Annotated in this window: 19 protein-coding genes; 12 read left to right on the plus strand and 7 right to left on the minus strand. The window is 39.4% G+C overall.

Annotated elements, in window-relative coordinates:
- Positions 1 to 64: 64 nt before the first annotated feature.
- The 4 genes from H5126_RS08405 (at position 65) to H5126_RS08420 (ending at position 5,322) form a co-directional block, all read left to right on the plus strand.
- Entirely contained in the window at positions 65 to 1,336 is a 1,272-nt protein-coding gene (locus H5126_RS08405) for a hypothetical protein (protein WP_182720060.1), read from the plus strand.
- Between the two features lie 3 nt (positions 1,337 to 1,339).
- Positions 1,340 to 1,888 carry a condensin complex protein MksE gene (locus H5126_RS08410; RefSeq protein WP_024605891.1) on the plus strand — a complete coding sequence of 183 codons (549 nt, stop codon included), beginning with the start codon at positions 1,340 to 1,342 and terminating at the stop codon, positions 1,886 to 1,888.
- Positions 1,885 to 4,662, plus strand: coding sequence for an ATPase (locus tag H5126_RS08415; RefSeq protein ID WP_182720061.1), 2,778 nt, complete (start codon positions 1,885 to 1,887; stop codon positions 4,660 to 4,662). The genes H5126_RS08410 and H5126_RS08415 overlap by 4 nt, the downstream gene beginning before the upstream one ends.
- A gap of 108 nt (positions 4,663 to 4,770) precedes the next feature.
- Positions 4,771 to 5,322: a DUF4136 domain-containing protein gene (locus H5126_RS08420; protein WP_024595193.1), complete on the plus strand. Its 552-nt coding sequence runs from the start codon at positions 4,771 to 4,773 to the stop codon at positions 5,320 to 5,322.
- A gap of 280 nt (positions 5,323 to 5,602) precedes the next feature.
- Here the strand turns inward: H5126_RS08420 and H5126_RS08425 are convergent, their stop codons facing one another.
- The gene (locus tag H5126_RS08425) at positions 5,603 to 6,091 is read right to left on the minus strand and encodes a peptide-methionine (S)-S-oxide reductase (RefSeq protein ID WP_182720062.1); all 489 of its coding nucleotides are present in this window, start codon (positions 6,089 to 6,091) and stop codon (positions 5,603 to 5,605) included.
- 340 nt (positions 6,092 to 6,431) lie between these two features.
- Between H5126_RS08425 and H5126_RS08430 the strand changes: the two genes are divergently transcribed.
- On the plus strand, positions 6,432 to 8,285 hold the full coding sequence (locus H5126_RS08430) for a TonB-dependent siderophore receptor (RefSeq protein WP_182720063.1): 1,854 nt from the start codon (positions 6,432 to 6,434) through the stop codon (positions 8,283 to 8,285).
- Positions 8,286 to 8,667: 382 nt separating this feature from the next.
- Here H5126_RS08430 and H5126_RS08435 read toward each other — a convergent pair whose 3' ends face one another.
- Complete coding sequence (locus H5126_RS08435) at positions 8,668 to 8,931, minus strand: YkgJ family cysteine cluster protein (protein WP_008134548.1); 264 nt, start codon at positions 8,929 to 8,931, stop codon at positions 8,668 to 8,670.
- 169 nt (positions 8,932 to 9,100) lie between these two features.
- Between H5126_RS08435 and H5126_RS08440 the strand changes: the two genes are divergently transcribed.
- From H5126_RS08440 to H5126_RS08460, 5 genes are all read left to right on the plus strand, one after another.
- A complete protein-coding gene (locus H5126_RS08440) occupies positions 9,101 to 10,279 on the plus strand; it encodes an efflux RND transporter periplasmic adaptor subunit (RefSeq protein ID WP_024597428.1) in 1,179 nt (392 codons plus the stop codon).
- Between the two features lie 2 nt (positions 10,280 to 10,281).
- On the plus strand, positions 10,282 to 13,431 hold the full coding sequence (locus H5126_RS08445; protein ID WP_182720064.1) for an efflux RND transporter permease subunit: 3,150 nt from the start codon (positions 10,282 to 10,284) through the stop codon (positions 13,429 to 13,431).
- Between the two features lie 144 nt (positions 13,432 to 13,575).
- A complete protein-coding gene (locus H5126_RS08450) occupies positions 13,576 to 13,746 on the plus strand; it encodes a hypothetical protein (protein WP_182715800.1) in 171 nt (56 codons plus the stop codon).
- Positions 13,747 to 13,782: 36 nt separating this feature from the next.
- The gene (locus H5126_RS08455) at positions 13,783 to 14,739 is read left to right on the plus strand and encodes a hypothetical protein (protein WP_024599523.1); all 957 of its coding nucleotides are present in this window, start codon (positions 13,783 to 13,785) and stop codon (positions 14,737 to 14,739) included.
- A 99-nt stretch (positions 14,740 to 14,838) separates the two neighbouring features.
- The gene (locus H5126_RS08460; RefSeq protein WP_182715802.1) at positions 14,839 to 15,729 is read left to right on the plus strand and encodes a dienelactone hydrolase family protein; all 891 of its coding nucleotides are present in this window, start codon (positions 14,839 to 14,841) and stop codon (positions 15,727 to 15,729) included.
- 67 nt (positions 15,730 to 15,796) lie between these two features.
- Here H5126_RS08460 and rhlP read toward each other — a convergent pair whose 3' ends face one another.
- Genes rhlP through H5126_RS08475 form a run of 3 tightly spaced genes read right to left on the minus strand, consistent with a single transcriptional unit; the run spans position 15,797 to position 17,933 of the window.
- The gene (rhlP, locus tag H5126_RS08465) at positions 15,797 to 16,621 is read right to left on the minus strand and encodes a rhombotarget lipoprotein (RefSeq protein ID WP_182720065.1); all 825 of its coding nucleotides are present in this window, start codon (positions 16,619 to 16,621) and stop codon (positions 15,797 to 15,799) included.
- Positions 16,622 to 16,639: 18 nt separating this feature from the next.
- On the minus strand, positions 16,640 to 16,984 hold the full coding sequence (locus H5126_RS08470) for a lactoylglutathione lyase (protein WP_182715803.1): 345 nt from the start codon (positions 16,982 to 16,984) through the stop codon (positions 16,640 to 16,642).
- 13 nt (positions 16,985 to 16,997) lie between these two features.
- Positions 16,998 to 17,933 carry a LysR family transcriptional regulator gene (locus H5126_RS08475; RefSeq protein ID WP_138489302.1) on the minus strand — a complete coding sequence of 312 codons (936 nt, stop codon included), beginning with the start codon at positions 17,931 to 17,933 and terminating at the stop codon, positions 16,998 to 17,000.
- Between the two features lie 133 nt (positions 17,934 to 18,066).
- Between H5126_RS08475 and H5126_RS08480 the strand changes: the two genes are divergently transcribed.
- Together H5126_RS08480 and H5126_RS08485 are read left to right on the plus strand one after the other, a co-directional pair.
- Positions 18,067 to 19,092 (plus strand): zinc-binding alcohol dehydrogenase family protein, encoded by a 1,026-nt coding sequence (locus H5126_RS08480; protein WP_182720066.1) that lies wholly within the window; start codon positions 18,067 to 18,069, stop codon positions 19,090 to 19,092.
- Between the two features lie 361 nt (positions 19,093 to 19,453).
- Complete coding sequence (locus H5126_RS08485) at positions 19,454 to 20,110, plus strand: nitroreductase family protein (RefSeq protein WP_182715806.1); 657 nt, start codon at positions 19,454 to 19,456, stop codon at positions 20,108 to 20,110.
- 113 nt (positions 20,111 to 20,223) lie between these two features.
- Here the strand turns inward: H5126_RS08485 and H5126_RS08490 are convergent, their stop codons facing one another.
- Positions 20,224 to 20,625 carry a hypothetical protein gene (locus tag H5126_RS08490; RefSeq protein ID WP_096792864.1) on the minus strand — a complete coding sequence of 134 codons (402 nt, stop codon included), beginning with the start codon at positions 20,623 to 20,625 and terminating at the stop codon, positions 20,224 to 20,226.
- Complete coding sequence (locus H5126_RS08495) at positions 20,622 to 21,062, minus strand: T6SS effector amidase Tae4 family protein (RefSeq protein ID WP_232525520.1); 441 nt, start codon at positions 21,060 to 21,062, stop codon at positions 20,622 to 20,624. The genes H5126_RS08490 and H5126_RS08495 overlap by 4 nt, the downstream gene beginning before the upstream one ends.
- Positions 21,063 to 21,201: the final 139 nt, after the last annotated feature.

Genomic DNA, 21,201 nt, shown 5'->3' on the forward strand with positions numbered 1-21,201 from the left:
AATACGTAATAATGAGTCTTCTAAAAGAACTCAATAATAAAATACTAGGATGTTGTAACCCCTTATGATCCCAGCTAAAAAGCTGCTAAACACCATAACCGAACATTGGGGTGTATTAGAGCTATTATTTAAACGTTTTAAAATGGCTGACTTTAGCCTAAAAGACGTACAAAACGCGATTAAGCAAAAGCAGTCTACGTGGTCAAACGAACGCATTTATAAAGAAACAAATCGTTTGTTAAACCAAGATATTTTAATTCCACTGGCTAAATCCTCTCAGCTTGAAATAAATCGTGCTATTGCTGATTTTGCTACTTTTTTACTGCAAGAAGAGCATTTAGGTTTAGCGCAAGAAATTAGCGTATTAGTAGAGGACCTAGCTCGTTTAGGTAACCGCTTAGATAACGCTGGCGAAATAGAAGACTTTGACGATTTGCGCCGCTACAGCCGCATTATGGATGATCGGGTGCGTAAAATAATGAAGCTCTATACGCACAACGAAAACGCTATTTTAAACATTGTGGAACAAGCCAAATCAAATAATGCAGTGCAATCGCTGCAAAAGCGTTATAAAGCGGTAATAGAAGCCTTTGACGAATACATAGAGCCAATGCTTGAAATGGTTGATATTCGTGGTGAATTTCATGCGTGTTTTACCCTCATTGAAGAGCAAATAAGTAAGCAAATACTGCACATTGAGCGCTCAGGTAAAGCGTATAACGACAAACGTATGCTGGAGCAATTACGTACCCGTATACTCGAAATGCATTTAATGGGCCGAGAAAGCTTACGTAAAAGTGCCGATATGCTTATGCCACTGCGCGAGGAGCTACGCCGTAATAACTTAATTACTCGCCAAGCAGCCAAAGTACTTGGGCTTGTACGTAAAAATGGCGTAGACAACATGCTAAGTGCTGTGCAGCCACATTTTGTGAGCGACGCGCAGCGATATTCGCTTGGTCAGCAACGCCATATTGTGGCTTACATGGCAAGCTTGGTTGAATTTGAACACGAAGAATACCAATTGCCTGACCAGCAAGACGTGCCTGCATTTGTTACGCCTAATATTCCTGACTACAACGATGTTAAAACCAGCTTTGCTAAGCGCTTTAATAAAAAACGCAAAAAGCCGCAGCCCTTGCTGCAATTTTTAGACGAAAGCTATCCAGATCTCGATGCCGACGAAATGCTATTTTTGTATCAAAAATTAGTCAGCGACAGCGATATTAAAATAATTCAAAGCGATGAAAAAGCCCGCGTAAAAATTGCCGGTCAGCACTTTTCTTTATATCCATTTAATTCAGAGCCTCAGCCAGATTCAAAGGCAGGTAAATAAACCATGACACACATAAACTTAGACGAGCTAACCCATCTACAAGCCATTAATAAAAAATTAGTAGCGGGTTATCACATTTGCGAGCAAGACAACGTAATGTGGCAAGAGCTTGACCAACACATAGAAGACTACACCGCCCTATTTACCGCCCTAGGTAACGATTTAAAACACGACAGCCGTGGCTTTTATTATTTTGGTAGCGACGAAAGTACGCCAAATATGGGCAAAATATCTCGCGCTATCGCGCTCACCATTTACATTTTAATTGAGCACTACGCCAATACGGGTAAAGACCCAATGCGCGCATTGTTTGACGACGTAAACGATTTAGAGCTTATGCAAACGCTGGTGCAAATTAACAAACATTTGTTTGATCAGCTTGAGATATTTTCGGGATCGGATTTGCGTAAAGACGTTTACCTGCGCATGGTGCGCTTAGGTTTAGCCCGTGAAGTAGAAGGCGGCTTTATGCTACAAGCGCCAATTCACCGCTACATAGATGCACTCATGGAAGTAAACGAAGAAACCTACATTACAGAGGACGAGGAATGAAAAATCTATACGGACTAAGCAAACTCGCCCTACTTAACACCGCAGGCTATGCAAAATGTGTGATCCCGCTTGATAAAAGCAGCTCTATTTGCGCGCCCAATAACACCGGTAAAAGCTCGGTTATTAACGCCCTGCAGTTTCCGCTTATTAACGATTTGCGCTTAACAGAATGGGACGGACACGATTTAGATGAAACCCGTAAGTTTTATTTTTCATCCGATCAGTCCTACATTTTACTAGAAGCTAACTTGCCTCATGGCTCGGTAGTAATTGGAGTTGCAGGCCTTGGTAAAATTGCCGGTTACGCGCATCAGTACTTTTGTTATCAAGGAAAGCTTGATTTAGAACTGTACACGCAAGGTAAAACTATTATTAAATTTACCAAGCTGTTCAACCATTTAAAATCGCTTAACTACAACCCTATTGAGCTTAAAGCACAAGAGTTAAATGCGCTATTGACTGGCGGCGCAACCCCATTTGACGGCGATATTAACCTAAAAATGATCCCGCTTAATAATGTCCAAGACTCCTCTATTTATAAAGAAATATTTAGACGTATTCTTAACTTACATAAATTGGGCGCAAGCGACGTAAAACGCTTTATGCTACGCGTGTTTGAACGCCATATGTCAAACTCTAAGGTCGACTTTTATGAAGTATGGCGTCGCTCGTTTGATAAAGTAAACCGCTCAAAACGCGAATTAAAAGCCCTTGAGTCAATGCAAGAGCCAATAGCAGCGCTTGAATCAATGCTTGAAAACCAAACCGTGCTTAAAGGTAAATTAGCCGCATACGCACCTAAAATTGACCAAGCACTGATTGATTTTGATACCTATCAAGAATCGCAACTTAATGAGCTGGGTATAGCCCTTGAAGATATAGAGCACGAAAAACACGAGTTTGAGCAAAAACAAAGCCTATACGTACAGCAATCGCGTGATATAGAGCGCAGACAAACTCAAATTGAGCAGTGGTTTTTAGATTACGATGCGCTTAAAAGCGAGTTTGAACTAGTAAATAAAGCCACCCTTAAAACCAGCCTGACTCAGTTAAAGCAAGATTACGAGTCGCTTTCGCACTCTATAACTAGCGCACAAGGGCAAAGCCTGCACACGCTTGACTACCGCATCAGCGAAACACAAAAACAAATTAAGAGCTTAAAGCTACAACTTAAAAACCTTGAGTTTAATTTGTTTACCCGTATGCGCGAAGACCTCTCGTTAAAAGAAGTAGAGGAAATATCGCGGATTTTAAACCCTGATATTCTCTCATTTGCGACCACCACTAATGGCGATATAACCATTGATGACGAAGACGCGTTTGGGGAATTTTTATCGCTGTTAAGTGAAAACGTTAAAGGCGGCGTATTAACGCTACCAGGTGCGAGCATTAAGCTTAAAAAGCTCTCGCCTGTGCAAATGCAAAGCGGCGAAAACAAAGAGCAATTAACCGCTCAGTTAAATGCACTTGAGCATTCACTTAAAGAGTTTAAGCAACAGCGCGATGTTGCTGCAAACGTTGCCGACAAGCAAAAAGAAAAAGACGCGTTATACGATGAGCTTATGAGCCTCGAGGGCGCGCTAAAACGCTTAGAGCAGTTTGAGGTAATGCAGCAGTCGGTTGAAGCGCAAGCCATGCTAAAAGAGCAGTTATTAGCTGAGCGCGAACAAGTTGACGACTACTTGCAAGATATTCAAAAAAATAGTGGCTCAATTGCCGATCGTCGCTCGTTAATTAAATCGAAACAAGAGCAAATTAATCGCCAAACTGAGCGATTACGCCAAGTTAAGAGCGAGCGAATTGATCACACGCTTGATTTATACAGCGGTAAAGTAACTCCATACATGATTGATATTACGGTCGACTTTGATAACTTAAGCGACCTTGTTCATCATTTTAATAAAGACTGCCAAGAACTGCGTAATTTTGACATAAACGTGCGTAATACCTATTTGCATGTATATAACGCGGGTATTACTAAATTCGACAACGAAAATGATGAATACACTAAATACCAAAAGCTAATAAGCGCCTTTCATAATATTGATAACGAACGCGATGCTGTTGAGCGCCAAGCACGCGTTGCGCTTACCGAAGTGGCCGCAACTATTAAAGGCTTGCGAGAAGATTTAGACCGACTTCGCCGCGAAATGAATAGCTTTAATAAAGGCATAAGCCAGCACCGAATTTCAAACCTGCAAGCGTTTAAAATTAACGTAATACCTCGCAAAATGCTGGTTGATAGTATCGATACCATTATCAGTACGTCGCATCAGTTTGAGCAAGGTGACACGCTTGATTTACTTAGCCAAGAACCTTATAGCGAAAGTGCGGTAAACGAAGCAAAAGATCACTTAATTAAACTCGCATCAGATAAAGCGGGCTTAACACTTACCGATTTATTTGATATTCGATTTGAAGTAGTTAACCGCGCAGGTGAAACCGAACACTTTGAAAAAATAGATTCTGCAGGTTCAAACGGCACACGTATTACGATTAAGTTATTGTGTGGCATGTTGTTTATTCGTTACTTATTAAGCGATCAGGAACAAAACCTATACCGTATACCTATTTACATAGATGAAGCGGCCGACATTGACCCACAAAATCAAAAAGCAATTATAGAAACCGCACTAAGCTTTGGTTTTGTTCCTATATTTGCCTCAGTTAAGCCGCAAATAAGTTGTGACTACATTGTGCCGATTCGCTCGGTAAAAGACGGTGCACAAAACTGGGTAGATGAAAAAGATTGGATTGAAGTTGAACACAATTAATTGGCCGTTAAGGCAAACCAACTAAACTAAAATATAGGACGTTTAAATAATACACATTTAAACTATGTGTGTTATTTTAAATTAATGCATTTTATTGGAGCAAACGTAATGAAAAATATACTTATTGTTGCAGCGCTAGCACTACTTACAGCCTGTACACAAACCCCTGATTGGGATTACGATAAATCAGCCAACTTTAGTAATTTTAAAACATTTGCTTGGGTAGAAAACGCCAGCCTAACTAAAGACACAAATAATTACCAAATTAATGGCCTAATGGAAAAACGTGTTCGCACTGCCGTTAACGCAGAACTGAGCCAAACACTAGGTATGAGCTTAGTTGATGCAGCAAATGCTGATGTACTTGTTAACTATCATGCATCGGTAGATAAAGAGCTTGAAGTAGATACATTTAATGTAAACTACCGCCCGCATTGGGGTTATTGGGGTACTGGTTTTCAACGTGACACAACCGCGCGTGAATACGAAGTGGGCACACTGATTATTGATATTGTAGACCGTGAATCTAACCAGCTAGTATGGCGCGGCGCAAAAGAAGGCCGATTAAAGAAAAACCAATCGCCAGAACAACGTGAAGCATCAATTAATAAAACAGTGAGCGAAATTTTAAGTAACTTCCCGCCACAAAAGCAGCAGTAAATTAAAATTTAGTTTTAAAAGCTCACAGGTTTGTGAGCTTTTTTGTGGGTGCTTGTTTTTTGGGACTTACAGACTTAAGTAATTACGAGCTACGCTCGTCACGTCAGCAAGCTGCACGTCTACAAAATACCGGATTAAACTTTACCTGTAGGCGCTATGCTTGCTTGCGCGAGAAGCGATAGCTTCTAATTACTTTATAGCGCTATATTCCATCTTAAATTACGAGCTGCGCTCGTCACGTCAGCAAGCTGCACGTCTACAAAAAAACACCGTGTTAAATTTACGATTTATACTTATGCAGTAACTCAAGCGGTATATGGCAGTAATCATCAGGGTGATTAGTTAGTCGGTCTTGATGCTCAGGATCGCTTGGCACGTAGTTAGTTAGCAGCTCTACCCCTACCACAATTTTATCGGCATCACTGCGCTTGTTTATATAATTGCTTGCTGCATCTAAATGGCTTTGGTTTTTGCTATAAATGGCAGTGCGGTATTTAGGGCCTACGTCATCCCCTTGTTTATTAATACTGTATGGGTCAATAATTTCAAAAAAGTAATCATACAGCTTATTTAGGCTAACGACTTTTAAATCAAAAATGACCTTTACGCATTCGGCATAACCATCGTATTCGCCGTCAGTGGTTTTGCTTGTACCATTAGCGCGACCTGCTTCAGTAATTATTACGCCTGGTAAGTGCTTTAAAAATTCTTGTACGCCCCACAGGCAGCCACCAGCAAAGTAAATAGTATTATATTCTTTAGTATCCATTATAAATGTTACCTAATAAGTAATTATACCGATTGCATTAAAATAGTGTTCTATTATAGCGCCAAGAAAATAGCGCAATAACAAGGCGAAAATTATGACATATAGTTGTTCTATATAAATAATTTTTAACGCAGTGAGTGCGCTATTTAATACGATAGAATGACCATGTTTTTAATAAAGTCGGTATTACGTAAATGGTTATCAAATGCAGTTATTAGCAAATTAATGTACAATCGCGCACAAAATGACTGCTGTTACATTTAGTTATTTTATCATGCTCAAATATAAGCTTTGAAATTAATTGTAACCGCAGCTACAAATAAAAAATGATGAGAAACACATGAATCGCACACCACACCTTATAATACCTGCAATATTATGCAGCGTTACTGCATTTGCTAATGCTAATACGCTATCTGATGAGTCGGCAATCGAGAAAATAACGGTTGAGGCCTCACCCACTGCAAATAAGTTGCCAGTAGGTACATTCGACTCGCCTATTTCTAATTTAGAATATGACCCTCGTGTTGACCTTCAATCGCGTAATATGGCTGAGGCGCAGGCTGATGTAACTATACGCGGCGGTATTTTCGAAAACACCGGCTTTAGAGTAGGAAGCGCTACTCTACTTGACCCGCAATCTGGGCATTATTTTGCTGAAATACCCATTGCACCGCAAATGCTAAGCGGCCCAGATGTTTTAACTGGTGCCGATAACGCACTTTACGGTATGAATAGCTCTGTAGGTACAGTTTCGTTTGGTTGGAAACCGATTATTACCGGCGGTAGTGTATCCCTTGGTACTGGTACAAACGACTTTAATCTGCAAAGTATTCACGCTGCTAAAAACACACAACTTGATAGCTTAGCTAACTATACTCTGGGCTTTGAAGGTGAGTATTCTCATTCGCAAAGTGATGGCACCATTGATAATGGCGATCATGACTTTTCGCGCGCCTCAGCTCGCGTGCAATTAGCAAGCGAGCACAGCCAAACAGATTTGTTTTTTGGCTCACAAGATAAGTTTTTTGGCTGGCCTAACTTGTACACCCCTTTTGGCGTTAACGAAACTGAAGATTTAGAAACCCGTCTTTGGATGCTTAATCACAAGCAAAACTACGCTGATAACAGCAACTTTGAAGTATCTGCTTATTATCGTACCCATGACGATCACTATATTTACTCGCGCGAAAATCCTAGTGCATTTGAAGCTTTTCATAAAAGCGAAGTTAAATCGTTTGGACTTTCGGGTCGCCATGCACAAAGCGATGCACTGGCAATAAATTACTCTACACAGTTTATTGACGACTCAATTGAATCTACCACGCTTGAAAACAACTTTACCTCTCGTAAGTATTATAAATTAAGCGTATTGCCTGAATACAAAATGGCGCTTGAGGATAATAAACAACTTACATTTCGTTTAGGTGCTGCGTTTGACGATACAAATAGAGACGACTCTGAACTGTCACTTATTGGTGATATAACGCTTAATACACAAAACAGCAAAGGTCTTGAGCGCACGTTTTATTTATCGTACGCAGAGGCGAGTCAAGTTGCAGGCTACACAGCCATTGGCGGCAGCGACTCTGGCGGGTTATTTAGAAGTAACTACAACCTTGAGCGCGAAACCACATCAAACTTGGAGCTAGGTTTATTACTTGAAGAACAAAGCTGGCAGTTAAACTCGGCTATTTTTTATCGAAAAGATAATAACTTGACCGATTGGACCTTTAATTTTGATTCAACCTCAGCGCGCTTTGCAAACCCAGTAGATATTGATACTGCAGGGGTTGAATTTTTAGCGACTAAGCACTTTGATACAGCAAAGCTTATAGCAAGCTACACCTATTTACATAAATCAGAAAACTACGGCGCAGCCGATATTGATGCCAGCTTTTACGCGTTAAACTTTCCTGATCACCGTTTAACACTTGGCGCTGTGTACAACCCAACTGATATTTTAGAATTTAGAATAGATAACGAATGGCGTACACAACACAAAAATTCACTTAGAAACGGCAATGACAACGCGTTATTTACCCAGCTAACGCTTAAAATAACGCCGCCACAGGTGAGTAATTTATTTATCACCTTAGCGGCAGATAACTTATGGGATGAGTCGTTTGAAGAAATACCAGGTACACCTGGGCGCGGTGAGCAATATACGTTAAGCGCAACGTATAGCTGGTAGAAAATAAAGCCAGCGTTTACGAACTCAATTTATACTTTGGTTTGTAAACGCTGTGTTTATTTATATAAAAGTGCAGTTTTTAGGAAAAAATATTACACAAAGAGAAAAGAATTAGGAGTAAATGAGAAAAACAAAAGCCAACTATTACTTTAAATTAATCTCCTCCTCTAAAAGCGCAGCGCCTCCTCCCCTCTTTGTGAATAAATCAGTTTTACAGGCTTTGCCTGTCACGTAAGCAAGCTTCACGTCTACAAAACAAACACAAGCCTACACTTTGGCGGTAAACGCAGAGCTTGCTCGCGTGAAAAGCGCAGCTTTTAATTACTTAAAATAAAAACACAGTAATAAATAAGTGTAAATATATGTGTATTTTAATAGCTCACTAAGTGAGCTCTTCGAGCTCTGTAATAAGCGCTAGGGCTTGCGCGTTTGTTGACCCGCACACATCAAACGTGGCGCTAAAATCGCTACACACTTTAGGCCGACTTTCATCACCAAATAACTTACATAAATTACGTTCGTCTAGCTGAATACAGCGCTCTCCGGCTTTTTTACCATTTGGCATACCTGGAATAGGCGAACTAATACTTGGCGCAATACAACATGCGCCGCAGCCTAGCCTGCAATTCATCGATTCGGTTTTCATAATTTCCTCTGAATAAAAAACACTTACTTTAATTTCTTTTTAGGAACTTAATTAGTCGCATAGCGAGTTGTAACACACATATGTAATGCTTTGTTACATCTTAAAACAGCTTGTAAACACTTTATTGCGTATTATTGCTCTGTCACCACCAATTATGAAGGAATGCCTTGTGGCTACTACAAAACAAATAATACTCCCAATCGCTGTTTTAGCAGGCGGCATTGCGCTAGCTATAGCCTTTAAGATGATGAAACAGCCACCTGAAGAAAAGCCAGAGCAAGATTTACGTCCTTTAGTAGCAACACAAAGCGTACTTTTAGATTCTATAACGCTCGATGTTAAATCGTACGGCATTGTTAAACCAAAATATCGTACCGAGCTAATAGCACAAGTTAGCGGGCAAGTTATTTCGGTATCAGATCAATTTGTAGAAGGCGCGTTTGTAAAGCAAGGCGATATTTTAGCACGAATTGATGCAAATGATTACGAAGCAGACTTTATTGAAGCGCAAGCGGGTTTAGCACAAGCAAGCTCAGCACTTGAAATAGAACGCGCGCAAGCACATGTCGCTCAAGCTGAGTGGGAGCGCATTAAGTCAGACTCAAGCGACGCTATCGCATCAGAACTTTATTTACGAAAACCACAGCTGGCAGAAAAATTAGCGCGTTACCGCTCTGCTCAAGCAAGTGTTAAGCGTGCTAGCCGCAATCTTGAGCGTACTTATATTAAAGCCCCTTATGATGCCATTATTAATGAGCGCACAATTAGCTTGGGTTCAGTAGTAAACCCAGGTAATAGTTTTGGCGCACTAAGCGCAACCTCAGTTGCAGAGGTACGTTTACCGGTTGCCGATCAAGAACTGCAATATTTAAAAAATGGCGGCGTAGGCTCAAATGTTACATTTAACGCAGAATACGCAGGTAAACAAACAATGTGGCAAGCCAAAGTAATTCGCACCGAAGGTGTGGTTGATCAAACAAGCCGTATGAGCTACTTGGTTGCACAACTTGCAACACCTTATGGCGATAAAACGCGTCCTCTTCGTTTTGGTTCGTACATTAACGCTACCATTGAAGGCCGCCCGCTTGATAACGCAATTATTGTTGCGCACCACTTAGTTAAAGATAATAAAATTGTAATTTTAAATGACGATTTAACATTGTCGTTTAAAACCCTCAATATTATACGCGAACAAAACGGCATGATTATAGCCAGCCAAGGGTTAAACAATGGCGAGCAAATTGTTACCTCAGCGCTTGAATACCCAACTGAAGGTATGGCAGTAAAAATTGAAGATATTGCGCCTGATAAAACTGATGTAACTCAACTTGCGCTGAAAGAGGAATAATCATGAACACTCGTGAAACAGGGTTAATAGCATGGTTTGCCCGAAATCCCGTTGCAGCCAACCTACTAATGATATTTATATTAGTGGGCGGTATTTTAATGGCAATGACCATTCGCAAACAAATGTTCCCACAGTTTGAAAGCAACTGGATAAGCGTACAAGCAGTTTACCCAGGTGCAGCCCCGCAAGAGGTTGAAGAAGGCATAACCATAAAAGTTGAAGAAAACCTCGAAGGTATTGAAGGCATTAAACGCCTAATTACGTACTCTAACCGTGGTTTTTCACAAGCGTGGATTGAAATAGAAGAGCAATATAACCCACAAGAAGTACTTGATGAAATTAAAGTACAAGTTGATTCAATAAACACCTTTCCTGCGGGAATGGAGCGCCCTGTTGTGCGCCGCGATAAGTTTGAGCAAGAGGTAATGATACTCGCGCTTTACGGCGACATGAGTAACTACCAGTTAAAAGAGCTTGGCAACGATATAAAAGACGAGTTACAAGCACTGCCTCACGTGAATCTTGTTAATTTTAACGGCGGCTTAGAATACGAAATTGGTATAGAAGTCAGTCCTGATAAACTACGCGAGTACGGCTTAACATTTAGAGATATTGCAGGCGCGGTGCAAAACTTTTCGGCAAATATGTCGGCGGGACAAATACGCTCTGAAAATGGTTATATTTCGATGCGTGTTGAAAAACAAGCCTACCGTGGTTTTGAGTTTGAAAAACTGCCACTTATTACCCTTGCTGATGGCGCACAAATTTATTTAGGCGATGTAGCAACGATTAATGATGGCTTTGAAGAAGGTCTACAATATTCAAAATACAATGGTAAAAATTCACTCTCGTTTGAAGTAAACGCATCAAAAGATCAAGACATTACCGATGTAGCAAAAGTACTTAAAAGCTACATGGCAACTAAAGAGCCACTTTTACCTGCAGGCGTTAAGCTCTCTCCTATTGTTGATTTAACTTACTACCTTGAAGGTCGACTCGATATGATGGTCGATAACATGATTTGGGGTGGCTTGTTAGTAATGATAGTGCTGGCACTATTTTTACCGCTACGCTTAGCATTTTGGGTAATGATGGGTTTACCGGTGTCTTTTCTGGGCGCCTTTTTGTTTATGCCTATTGGCTTTTTAGATGTAACAATTAACCTAGCCTCTCTTTTTGCCTTTATACTTGTACTCGGGATTGTTGTTGATGACGCCATAGTTGTGGGCGAGTCAGCCAGTGCCGAAATAGAAAAATACGGCCACACACTTGATAACGTAGTACGCGGTGTTAAACGCGTTGCGATGCCAGCAACCTTTGGTGTACTAACAACTATTGCGGCATTTTTACCTCAAACACTCGCAACAGGCCCTGGCGCTGCTTTTTCTAAGGCAATTGGTGGCGTTATTATTTTGTGTTTGATTTTTTCACTCATTGAATCAAAACTAATTTTACCTGCGCATATTGCAGCAATGAACCCACGTAAACCAAATCCTAAAAACCTATTACATCGCTTACGTATGGTAATTGATAGTGGTTTAAAAGGCTTTGTGAATAACTACTACCTTCCTTTTGTTAGCCGCTGTATTCACTACCGCTATACCGTAATTGTTGGCTTTATGTGTTTGCTTATTGTAAGCGCAGGTATGTTTGCAGGTGGTTTAGTTAAGTTTGTACCAAACCCTAAAATACCGCACGACTTTCCGCGTATTGATATAGAAATGAACCTTGCCTCATCTGAGCAAGCAACGCTTGAAACTGCACGTAAAATAGAAAGCGTGTTGTTAAAGGTCGATCAGCAACTACAAGAGCAATACGGTAAACCGATGATCCGCGATTTATCGGTAAGCCTGCGCGGACGAACGCAAGCAAATATTATGGCCATTTTGGTAGAGCCTGATTTACGCCCTATCGACACCTTTGCCCTAAGTGCATTATGGCGCGAGCAAATGCCCGCCCTACCAGGCATTAAAACCATGACCATTCAAGACAGTATAATGAATGGCGGTCGAGATGATGGCGACGTTAGCTTTAAACTTGAAGGCAAAAATGCTGACGAGCTAAAAGAAGTGGCTGGTAAATTAAAAGCCAAATTACAAACAATGGAAGGCGTTGGCGACGTAAACGATTCAATGCAAAGCGCTACCGACGAAGTGCAACTTGATTTGAAACCACTCGCTTACAGCATGGGTTTAACGCTTGCTGATGTAGCGTCGCAAGTTAGCTTTAGTTACTACGGCTTAGAAGCGCAGCGAATATTGCGTGAAGGCGAAGAAATTAAAGTCATGATTCGCTATCCAGAAGACGAACGTAACTCAATAAGTGACATAGCAAGTGTGCGTATTATTACGCCTACAGGCGCTGAAGTACCGCTAAGTGAAATAGCCGAAGTTAAGCTGGTTGACGGTGTTAACCGTATTCGCCGCGAAAACTCTAAACGTACTGTAAACGTATGGGCTGCGGTAAATACCGACCAAGCCGAACCATTTGCAATTGCAGAAGAAATTCGTGATGAATACTTACCAACATTACTTAAAAGCTACCCTGGCGTTACAAGTGATGTAGCTGGGCGCATTCAAGAAGAGATGGATAGCGCTTCAGAACAGCTTCGTGACTTTGGTATATCAATGATGATTATATTTGCTTTATTAGCGATTCCACTTCGCTCTTACTCGCAGCCACTTATTATAATGTCGGTTATTCCGTTTGGTGTAGTGGGCGCTATGTTTGGCCATATGATTTTAGGTATGACCATGAGTAGCTTATCGATGTTTGGCATTATTGCTGTAGCGGGTGTGGTCGTAAATGATTCCCTCGTTATGGTTGATTTTGTAAACAAAGCCCGCGCTGAAGGTGTTGCAATTAAAGATGCTGTAATGCAAGCCGGTGCTCGTCGCTTTAGAGCAATATTACTCACCTCAATCACTACCTTTATTGGTGTAATGCCAATTATTTTTGAAACGAGTTTACAAGCTAAAATTGTTATCCCGATGGCTGTATCACTTGCTTTTGGTGTGTTATTTGCCACAGTAATTACACTGATACTTATACCGTGCCAGTATGTCGCACTAGAAGATGCTAAACGATTAGTACGTAAAATGCGTGGCAAGCCACCACTAGTAGATGCCCAACCAGCGCCTACTCACAGCTAAATTAAGTAACATCCCAACCAAAAAAGCTCGGCATATTATGTCGAGCTTTTTATTTTTAGCTTAAAAATGATATTCACCTATTTGCCAAGTCTTTACCTTACTGATAATTTAACTCTATAAATATAACCCTCAAAAGGAATAATAATGGGTACACTTCAACTTATTTTATTTACTGTATTTGCTGTACTAACCACAATTGGCTACAAAAAGAATAACCGCAACTTAATGCTATTAGGCGCCGTTGCAATATCGTTTGCGTTTGTAGGTTTAGAGTTTTTGCTGGGTATTGACCAAGGCCTATCAGGCATTAATTAATCAAAAAATTTTAGCTTGAAAATTAAAGGGACTTTAATGCGCTTATACATACTGATTATTTCTTTAGTTATTTTTTTAAGCGGGTGCCAGAGCTATATTGCTTATCAAATAACTAAGCCTCCGCAGAAAGTTCTCCCTAAAGAATTTGAGAGCTCTATCGCTTTATCTGGAGTACAAACCCATTACTGTAGCAGCGAAGTAGATTGTCTTGATTTTAGATTTATCTCACCTAAGGATATCGAAAGCTACCTACTCGATGGTAATAAACTTTCGTTAAGTTTGATTGTTGAAGGAAGCACTGAAGATGATGTTTTTGAATACCAACTTACTTCAGATAATTTACCAAGTAATTCAAGTAGCGGACTTTTAATTATCTTTCCGGGATATGGCGTAGACAGTTTGATTTACACCATGCAAGCAAGATGGCTTAGTCATATTACGGGAAAAAATGTAATAGTGATGCCCGCTAGTAATCAATACGATAAGTTTAGATTTGGTTTAAACTCTCTTGATGTGTTAATCAATTATGTAAATAAAGAAAACTACACTGATATCTCCTTAATTAGTTACTCAATGGGCGCAATTGCGGGAGTTGAGTTGGCATCTAAGCTGAACATTAGTAAGCATATACTTTATGCCCCAATGATTAATTTTGAGGCCGCACTAAACACAATTGCTAACTTATCACACCCTATTTATAGCAAACTATTAGGCGATGATTATATAAATGAAGTTGCCGTTAAGATAATTGAAAAAAGTGAAGTACCTCTTACTAAACTCGCTATATTAAGTAATCTAAATAAGAACCCTCATGCTAGGCAAACTTACATCTTTTCAAGTAATGCAGACAAAGTGAGTCCATATAATGGGTTGCTTACTCTTAATAATCCAAAAGTGAGTATTTATGAGGTAAAAGATTTAAATCACATCAAAATGGTTTCTTTAATATCCAAACAACAAAGGAATGTGCTCCTTTCCTTGCTTGACGGATAGCTTTGGCAACAGTCCTAATAATTGAGAGAAAATATTGCTCGTTTTTTATTCCTAATACGTTATGGTATTTAAATAACATAATAAAATTAAGGAACAGCCATGAATACATCTCCCTCTGATCACATTCCTCAAGAAGCCTTTGATTGGTATGACGAATACGCCCACGGTTTAATGGACCGTCGTACTTTTATGAAAAAACTCGGGGGGCTTGCTGCACTTGGTTTTTCAATGGCTGTACTTACATCAGCATTATTACCTAATTACGCGCTGGCTGAACAAGTGTCGTTTAATGACGATGATATTAAAGCAACGTACGAAGAATTCGATTCGCCAGACGGGCACGGTAAAGGCAAAGGTTACTTAGCAACCCCTAAAAACATAGAAGGTAAACTTCCTGTTGTGCTTGTGATACACGAAAACCGTGGATTAAACCCATACGTAAAAGATGTAGCAAGACGCTTAGCGAAGGTAGGTTTTATTGCATTTGCACCCGATGCGCTCTTTCCACTGGGTGGCTACCCTGGTAACGATGATGAGGGACGCGCTATGCAAAAAACCATGGACCGCGCTAAAATTCAAAACGATTTTATAGCCGCAGCGCACTTTTTAAAATCGCATGCCAACAGTAACGGTAAACTCGGCGCTGTTGGTTTTTGTTTTGGTGGCTACATTGTTAACTATTTAGCGGCTGTAGATAGTAATTTAATCAGCGCCGGAGTGCCTTTTTACGGCACTCCTGCCAGTGAAAGTTTACGTAAAAATATTAAAGCTCCATTAATGATTCAATTAGGTGAGCTGGATAAACGTGTAAACGCATCGTGGCCACAGTACGAACAAGATTTAAAAGCTAATAACGTTGAGTACACTATGCACATGTATAAAGGGGCAAATCATGGATTTCATAATGACTCTACTGGTCGATATGATAAAGACAATGCTGAGCTTGCATGGCAACGTACCGTTGACTTTTTTAATAAAAAGCTAAGTTAGCGAATAAAAAATAATGCCACCGGCTCAAAGTAGGTGGCATTATTAAAGTACTTAGCTATTTTTTGCTTTAAACTTTTCTGCTACGCATAACTAATAACGACAACAAAACGAGTAAATAAATACTCAAAGAGCCACCGCTGCTGGAGCCATCTTTATTTTCGACTTTTGCAATTTTTTCTTCTTTAACACGTGTTTTAAACCTTGCTAGTTCTGCATCTAAATTAGTACTCATATCACTAACCGCTAGATTAAAACCTTCAGCCGACTTTTCAGATAACGTTTCATCAATACCTATTGCTGTTGTTCTTTTTTCAAGCTTACTTATACCAGGTGCTCTAAATAGCATTTTTCTACTTTTAATATCAAAAACAGCTGTATCCACAAAGGTTTGGATTGTATTTTCATTGCCTGGAATAACGTACATACCCACTATTGTCCAATAAAGTAAGGCTGCATTATTTTCATAAGATTGCGTAATTTGATCATATGAAACCAGTGCGATTAAATCTACATCGTAAAGTCGCCCTACTTGCTCGAGTGTTGCAAAACCTTCACCACCCTTTAAATAGGTGCTTGGTATAACTTCAATGCGGTCAATGTAATCATATTGAAGAAATGACTTTTTTACTTTTTCGAGTAATTCGACTTGGTTTTGGGTCTCTAACCCGTCTGGCTGCCAGTTTTTAGACGGTACAAATGCAATTCCGACGGTAACAGGGAGTTTTAAAACAGGTATTTCAGGTTTATAGGTAGCACGGCTTTGTTGATCAGGATATAAAAAATCCATTAAGCTACTAGATTGTGTATTTTTACCTGTATTGTTACTCATAAACGAGCTACAAGAAGCAAGTAAGGCCGCCATCAAAATGATTATATATTTATTAAATTTCATATTTATTCCTTTTTATTTTTAATTTAATTCAGTTACGTGCCAAAGCTCACCCGATGGTCCCCATAAGTAAATAACGCTACCCCAAGATTCTTGTTTTATACCCTCAAAGCGGATGTCAAAACCGTTTAGGTTACTAATGAGTTCGTATGCTTCATCTATATTTAACACACAAAGTTGCAGCATTAAGTTTTCAGCAAACGTTTTATTATAATAACGCTGTAAAAAGAACGTACATTCGCCAAAGGTACACACACATAAATCATTTGAAGCATCTTCAATCTTAAATCCAAGCGCTTTATAAAAGCGCTGAGATTGTTCATAGCTTTTACAGGGAATAAAAACTCTAATATCATCAACTTGCATAACTCTTCCTAAATTAGCTCAGTACGCTTTTATCAATAATTCCTTTATTTACCAACTGCTGCAAAATAGCTTGGGATTTTGCTCTGCATGCATCACGTAGTAAACGCACCGCTGGGGTTATTGACTGCCTACTTGGGCAAATAAGCCAAAGTTCACCATTAACATGTTGATAATCTTGCATTACAGTAACCACCCTGTCATTGAGTAAATCATCGGCTATATCAAGGGCTGATTTTACAGCCAAGCCTTTACCCGCAACGCACCAGCGCCTTACTAAATCGCCATCGTTTGAGGCGCGCCTGCCATTCATTTTAACTTTATATTTTGACTCACCATCGGTGAATTCCCACGTATTATTTATAATATCCTGCAACTGATAAAACAAACCTTGATGCGACGCTAAATCATCGGGATGCATGGGAGCCCCGTTCTGTAAGAGATATTCGTCAGTTGCACATAACAAGCGCGGTACGTTACAAATTTTGAATCCATAAACGCTAGCATCATTAGGCGAGCCATAACGAAGCGCTATATCAACTGAGTCACGGTAAAAGTCGATATTACTATCACTTATATGCGTTCTTAAACTTAGCTTTGGATAAGTGTCCATGAGTTCATCAATCCATGGGATCACTAAGTTACGGCCTAAGTCAGATGAAAGGGCAACCCGCAGCTCGCCTTCAATTTCGTCGTGCTCACCTTTTAGATTTTGCTTTGCAAGCTCAAGTACAGCTAAAGCCTGCTCACATTGTGGTATGTAGCGCTCCCCAGCAGCCGATAACCTTAAATGACGTGTTGTACGAACAAATAGCTCACTACCAAGGGCTGCCTCAACACGTTTAATAGCCGCGCTTGCTGTGGCTGTACGCATATCTAACTTAGCAGCTGCGAGCGTAATACTTCTAAACTCAGCTACTTTTAAAATAAGTTTTAAATCTTCTATGTTCATATTATCTATTTATATTTGATAATGATTCAACAATTATGCGGTTTATCTATATTAAAGCAAGGTCTACTATATATCCATCAGCTAGCCAAAGCATGGCTTGCACCTTATATGTAAACAAATTAGGACACTTATTATGAAAGCCATTGGTTATAAAAAATCTCTTCCTGTTTATAATCCTGAATCGTTAATTGATGTTGAATTACCACAGCCAGTTGCAACAGGTCGTGATTTATTAATTAAAGTTAAAGCTATTGCAGTTAACCCAGCAGATTACAAAGTGCGTGTATCTATGCCCCCTGCTGATGGTGAAATAAAAGTTATTGGTTGGGATGCTGTTGGTGAAGTTGTTGCCATCGGCGATGCTGTAACGGCATTTAAACCTGGCGATGCTGTTTACTACGCAGGTGATATTACCCGCCCAGGTAGTAATGCAGAATTTCAATTAGTGGATGAGCGCATTGTAGGGTTCAAACCACAAAGCTTAAACGATGCTGAAGCTGCTGCATTACCCCTTACTGCAATAACAGCGTACGAATTATTATTTGAGCATTTAAACATTGTAAAACAATCAGCTGATGCAACAACAAAATCAGACGAAGTTATTTTAGTAACAGGTGCCGCAGGCGGCGTTGGTTCTATTTTTATCCAGCTTGCTAAAGCGATTACTGGTGCAACAGTGATTGCCACTGCATCGCGTGAAAGCTCACAAGCATGGGTTAAAAAACTAGGCGCAGATTATGTTGTTGATCATACAAAACCATTACCGGCTCAAATTGACGCATTAAACATTGGATCGGTAACACATGTAGCAAGTCTGCACAGTACTGATACTTACTTTGAAGCGTATACGGAGGTACTTGCACCATTTGGTAAAATTGCAATGATTGACGATCCTGAGTCATTAGATGTGAGTAAATTAAAAATGAAGAGCTTATCGCTACATTGGGAATTTATGTTTGCCCGCTCAATGTTTAATGCCAAAGATTTAATTGAGCAAAGCAAGTTACTAAATCATGTTGCTGAGTTAATTGATCAGGGCCATATTCAAACAACGATTGGTAAAAATTTAGGCATTATAAATGCGGCTAACCTGCGTATTGCACACGCAGAACTTGAAGAAGGTCGCTCTATTGGCAAAATAGTGTTGGAAGGTTTTTAATTCCATAAACACTAAACACGCGCAGCCTGAATTAATTGAAGGCACCAATGTAATTGGTGTCTTCAGCCAATATTTTGGGTGGCTATGGCTGTATTTATATTTATTAAAGAAACTATTACCTAATAATATTTGATAATGATTCAACCATATACCTGTTTATCATATTGTAATAACCCACTACTATCCGTACCTAGCTATATTGATAGGCCTTACTTTACGTAGATATCAATTGAATCAAATAAGTAGAGTGATTTAAAAACACGATATTATTTTTGTAATAAATTTTTAAAAGGGTTTGTTTTTACTAAAACTGACTCAACATAGTAAATACTGGTAAAACACCTACTCAATGGAGAAACTAATGACTCACCCTATTCTTAATGACTTAGAAAAGCGTTACACAGCAAAACGTTACGATGCAACGAAACGTGTATCTCAAGACGATTTAGCCGTTATTTACGAAGCTATGCGCCTATCTCCATCATCTATTAACTCGCAGCCTTGGAAATTCATCGTAATTGAATCAGATGAGGCTAAAGAGCGTATGCATAGTACATTTGCTAATAAATTTGCGTTTAACCAGCCACATATTAAAACAGCTTCGCATATAATATTATTCGCTCACAATCCTAAATATACCCGCGATGACTACGCACAAGTTATTGATGCAGATATTAAAAATGGCCGTACTAAAGCAGAAAATCGCGAACAAGCTTTTGGTGCTTATGCGTTTGTTGATATGAATACTGATGAGCAAGGCGTTAATGAAGAGTGGACTAAAGCACAAACTTACATTGCACTGGGTAACACTATGCATGCCGCTGCACGTTTAGGCATTGATTCAACTCCAATGGAAGGCGTAGATGCCGAGCTGATTGGCGAAGTCTTTGAAAAAGAACTTGATGGTTACGTATGCGACGTCGCATTAGTACTTGGCTATCACGATAGCGCTGAAGATTATAATGCTAAGCTACCTAAATCTCGCTTGGCTAAAGAGCAAGTTATTCAGGTTTTATAAGTAATACTATATTAATAACAGTTTTCAATTAAACCACTTATTATAATAAGTGGTTTTTTATAATCCGTAAGGTATATGGAGTAAGCGAGAAAACTGTACTACTCTTTCATAGATTAATATTGGACAAATTGTTGATAAAACTTTTCATCTAAACCAATATCAGGACACACTAAACCTTTATCTTTCAGTTTAGATAGAGAAAATTTATTACTAACGACTATAACAGCCTGATATTCCAGTGAACATCTATCACTCTCTTTTACTGACCATCTTTTTAATTTCTCTAATTTAGCCGGGGCTCCAGAAATAATATAAATTTTACTTTCATTAAATTGAAAAAAATTTTTCTTGCCATTTTCAGTTTTGACTAATGAGCATGGAGGTGACAACTGTAGTTTTTCACTATTATTGTCCATTGAAACTTCGCAAATTTCAGCATCTAAAAGTATGCCAGCGTTTATATTTGAACAAGAAAATAAAAGTAACATAGAGCTAAATGTTAATTTATTTCTCATACTAAAATTTCCCAAAACCAGATCTCATCACCTAAATTCAGCCAATCTGTGTTACCACCCTTTAGGTACTCCCCATCCCACAAGTCAATGTGATCAGTATTACCCCAGCCATTCATTATAAATATAATTCCTTTTTTATCTTTCAACTTGGATAAAGCGCCCCCTTTAATTACTTTTTTAGTACCAAATGCAGTGCTACGAGGAGAGTCAATCCAATTTGCAAGCTCCTGAGCTGCCAAGATATGTCTAGGACTATGCTTTAAACCAGGGTAGCACCGGCGTTGAGGATACATACTATCAAAAGACGAAGTATCTATTCCTGACTTTTCTAGCGCAACCCCCATGCGAATAGCGCATTGATTTCCAAACAGAGATTTATCACAAGGTGCGTCAGGATATGGATGATTAGACCAAAGTTTATTAAATTTAACGATCATATTATTAATTCCTTTTATATAAGTTAACGTCAATATAGCATGGCATTAACTCGCTTACAAAAGCAAAATAAGCCGTACTATCTTTCACTTATACTATAACGTTAGCACTGACAGTTAACATGTAATGTCACACACTTTA

It is taken from the genome of Pseudoalteromonas sp. SG45-3, from assembly GCF_014164075.1.
Lineage (GTDB): Bacteria > Pseudomonadota > Gammaproteobacteria > Enterobacterales > Alteromonadaceae > Pseudoalteromonas > Pseudoalteromonas distincta.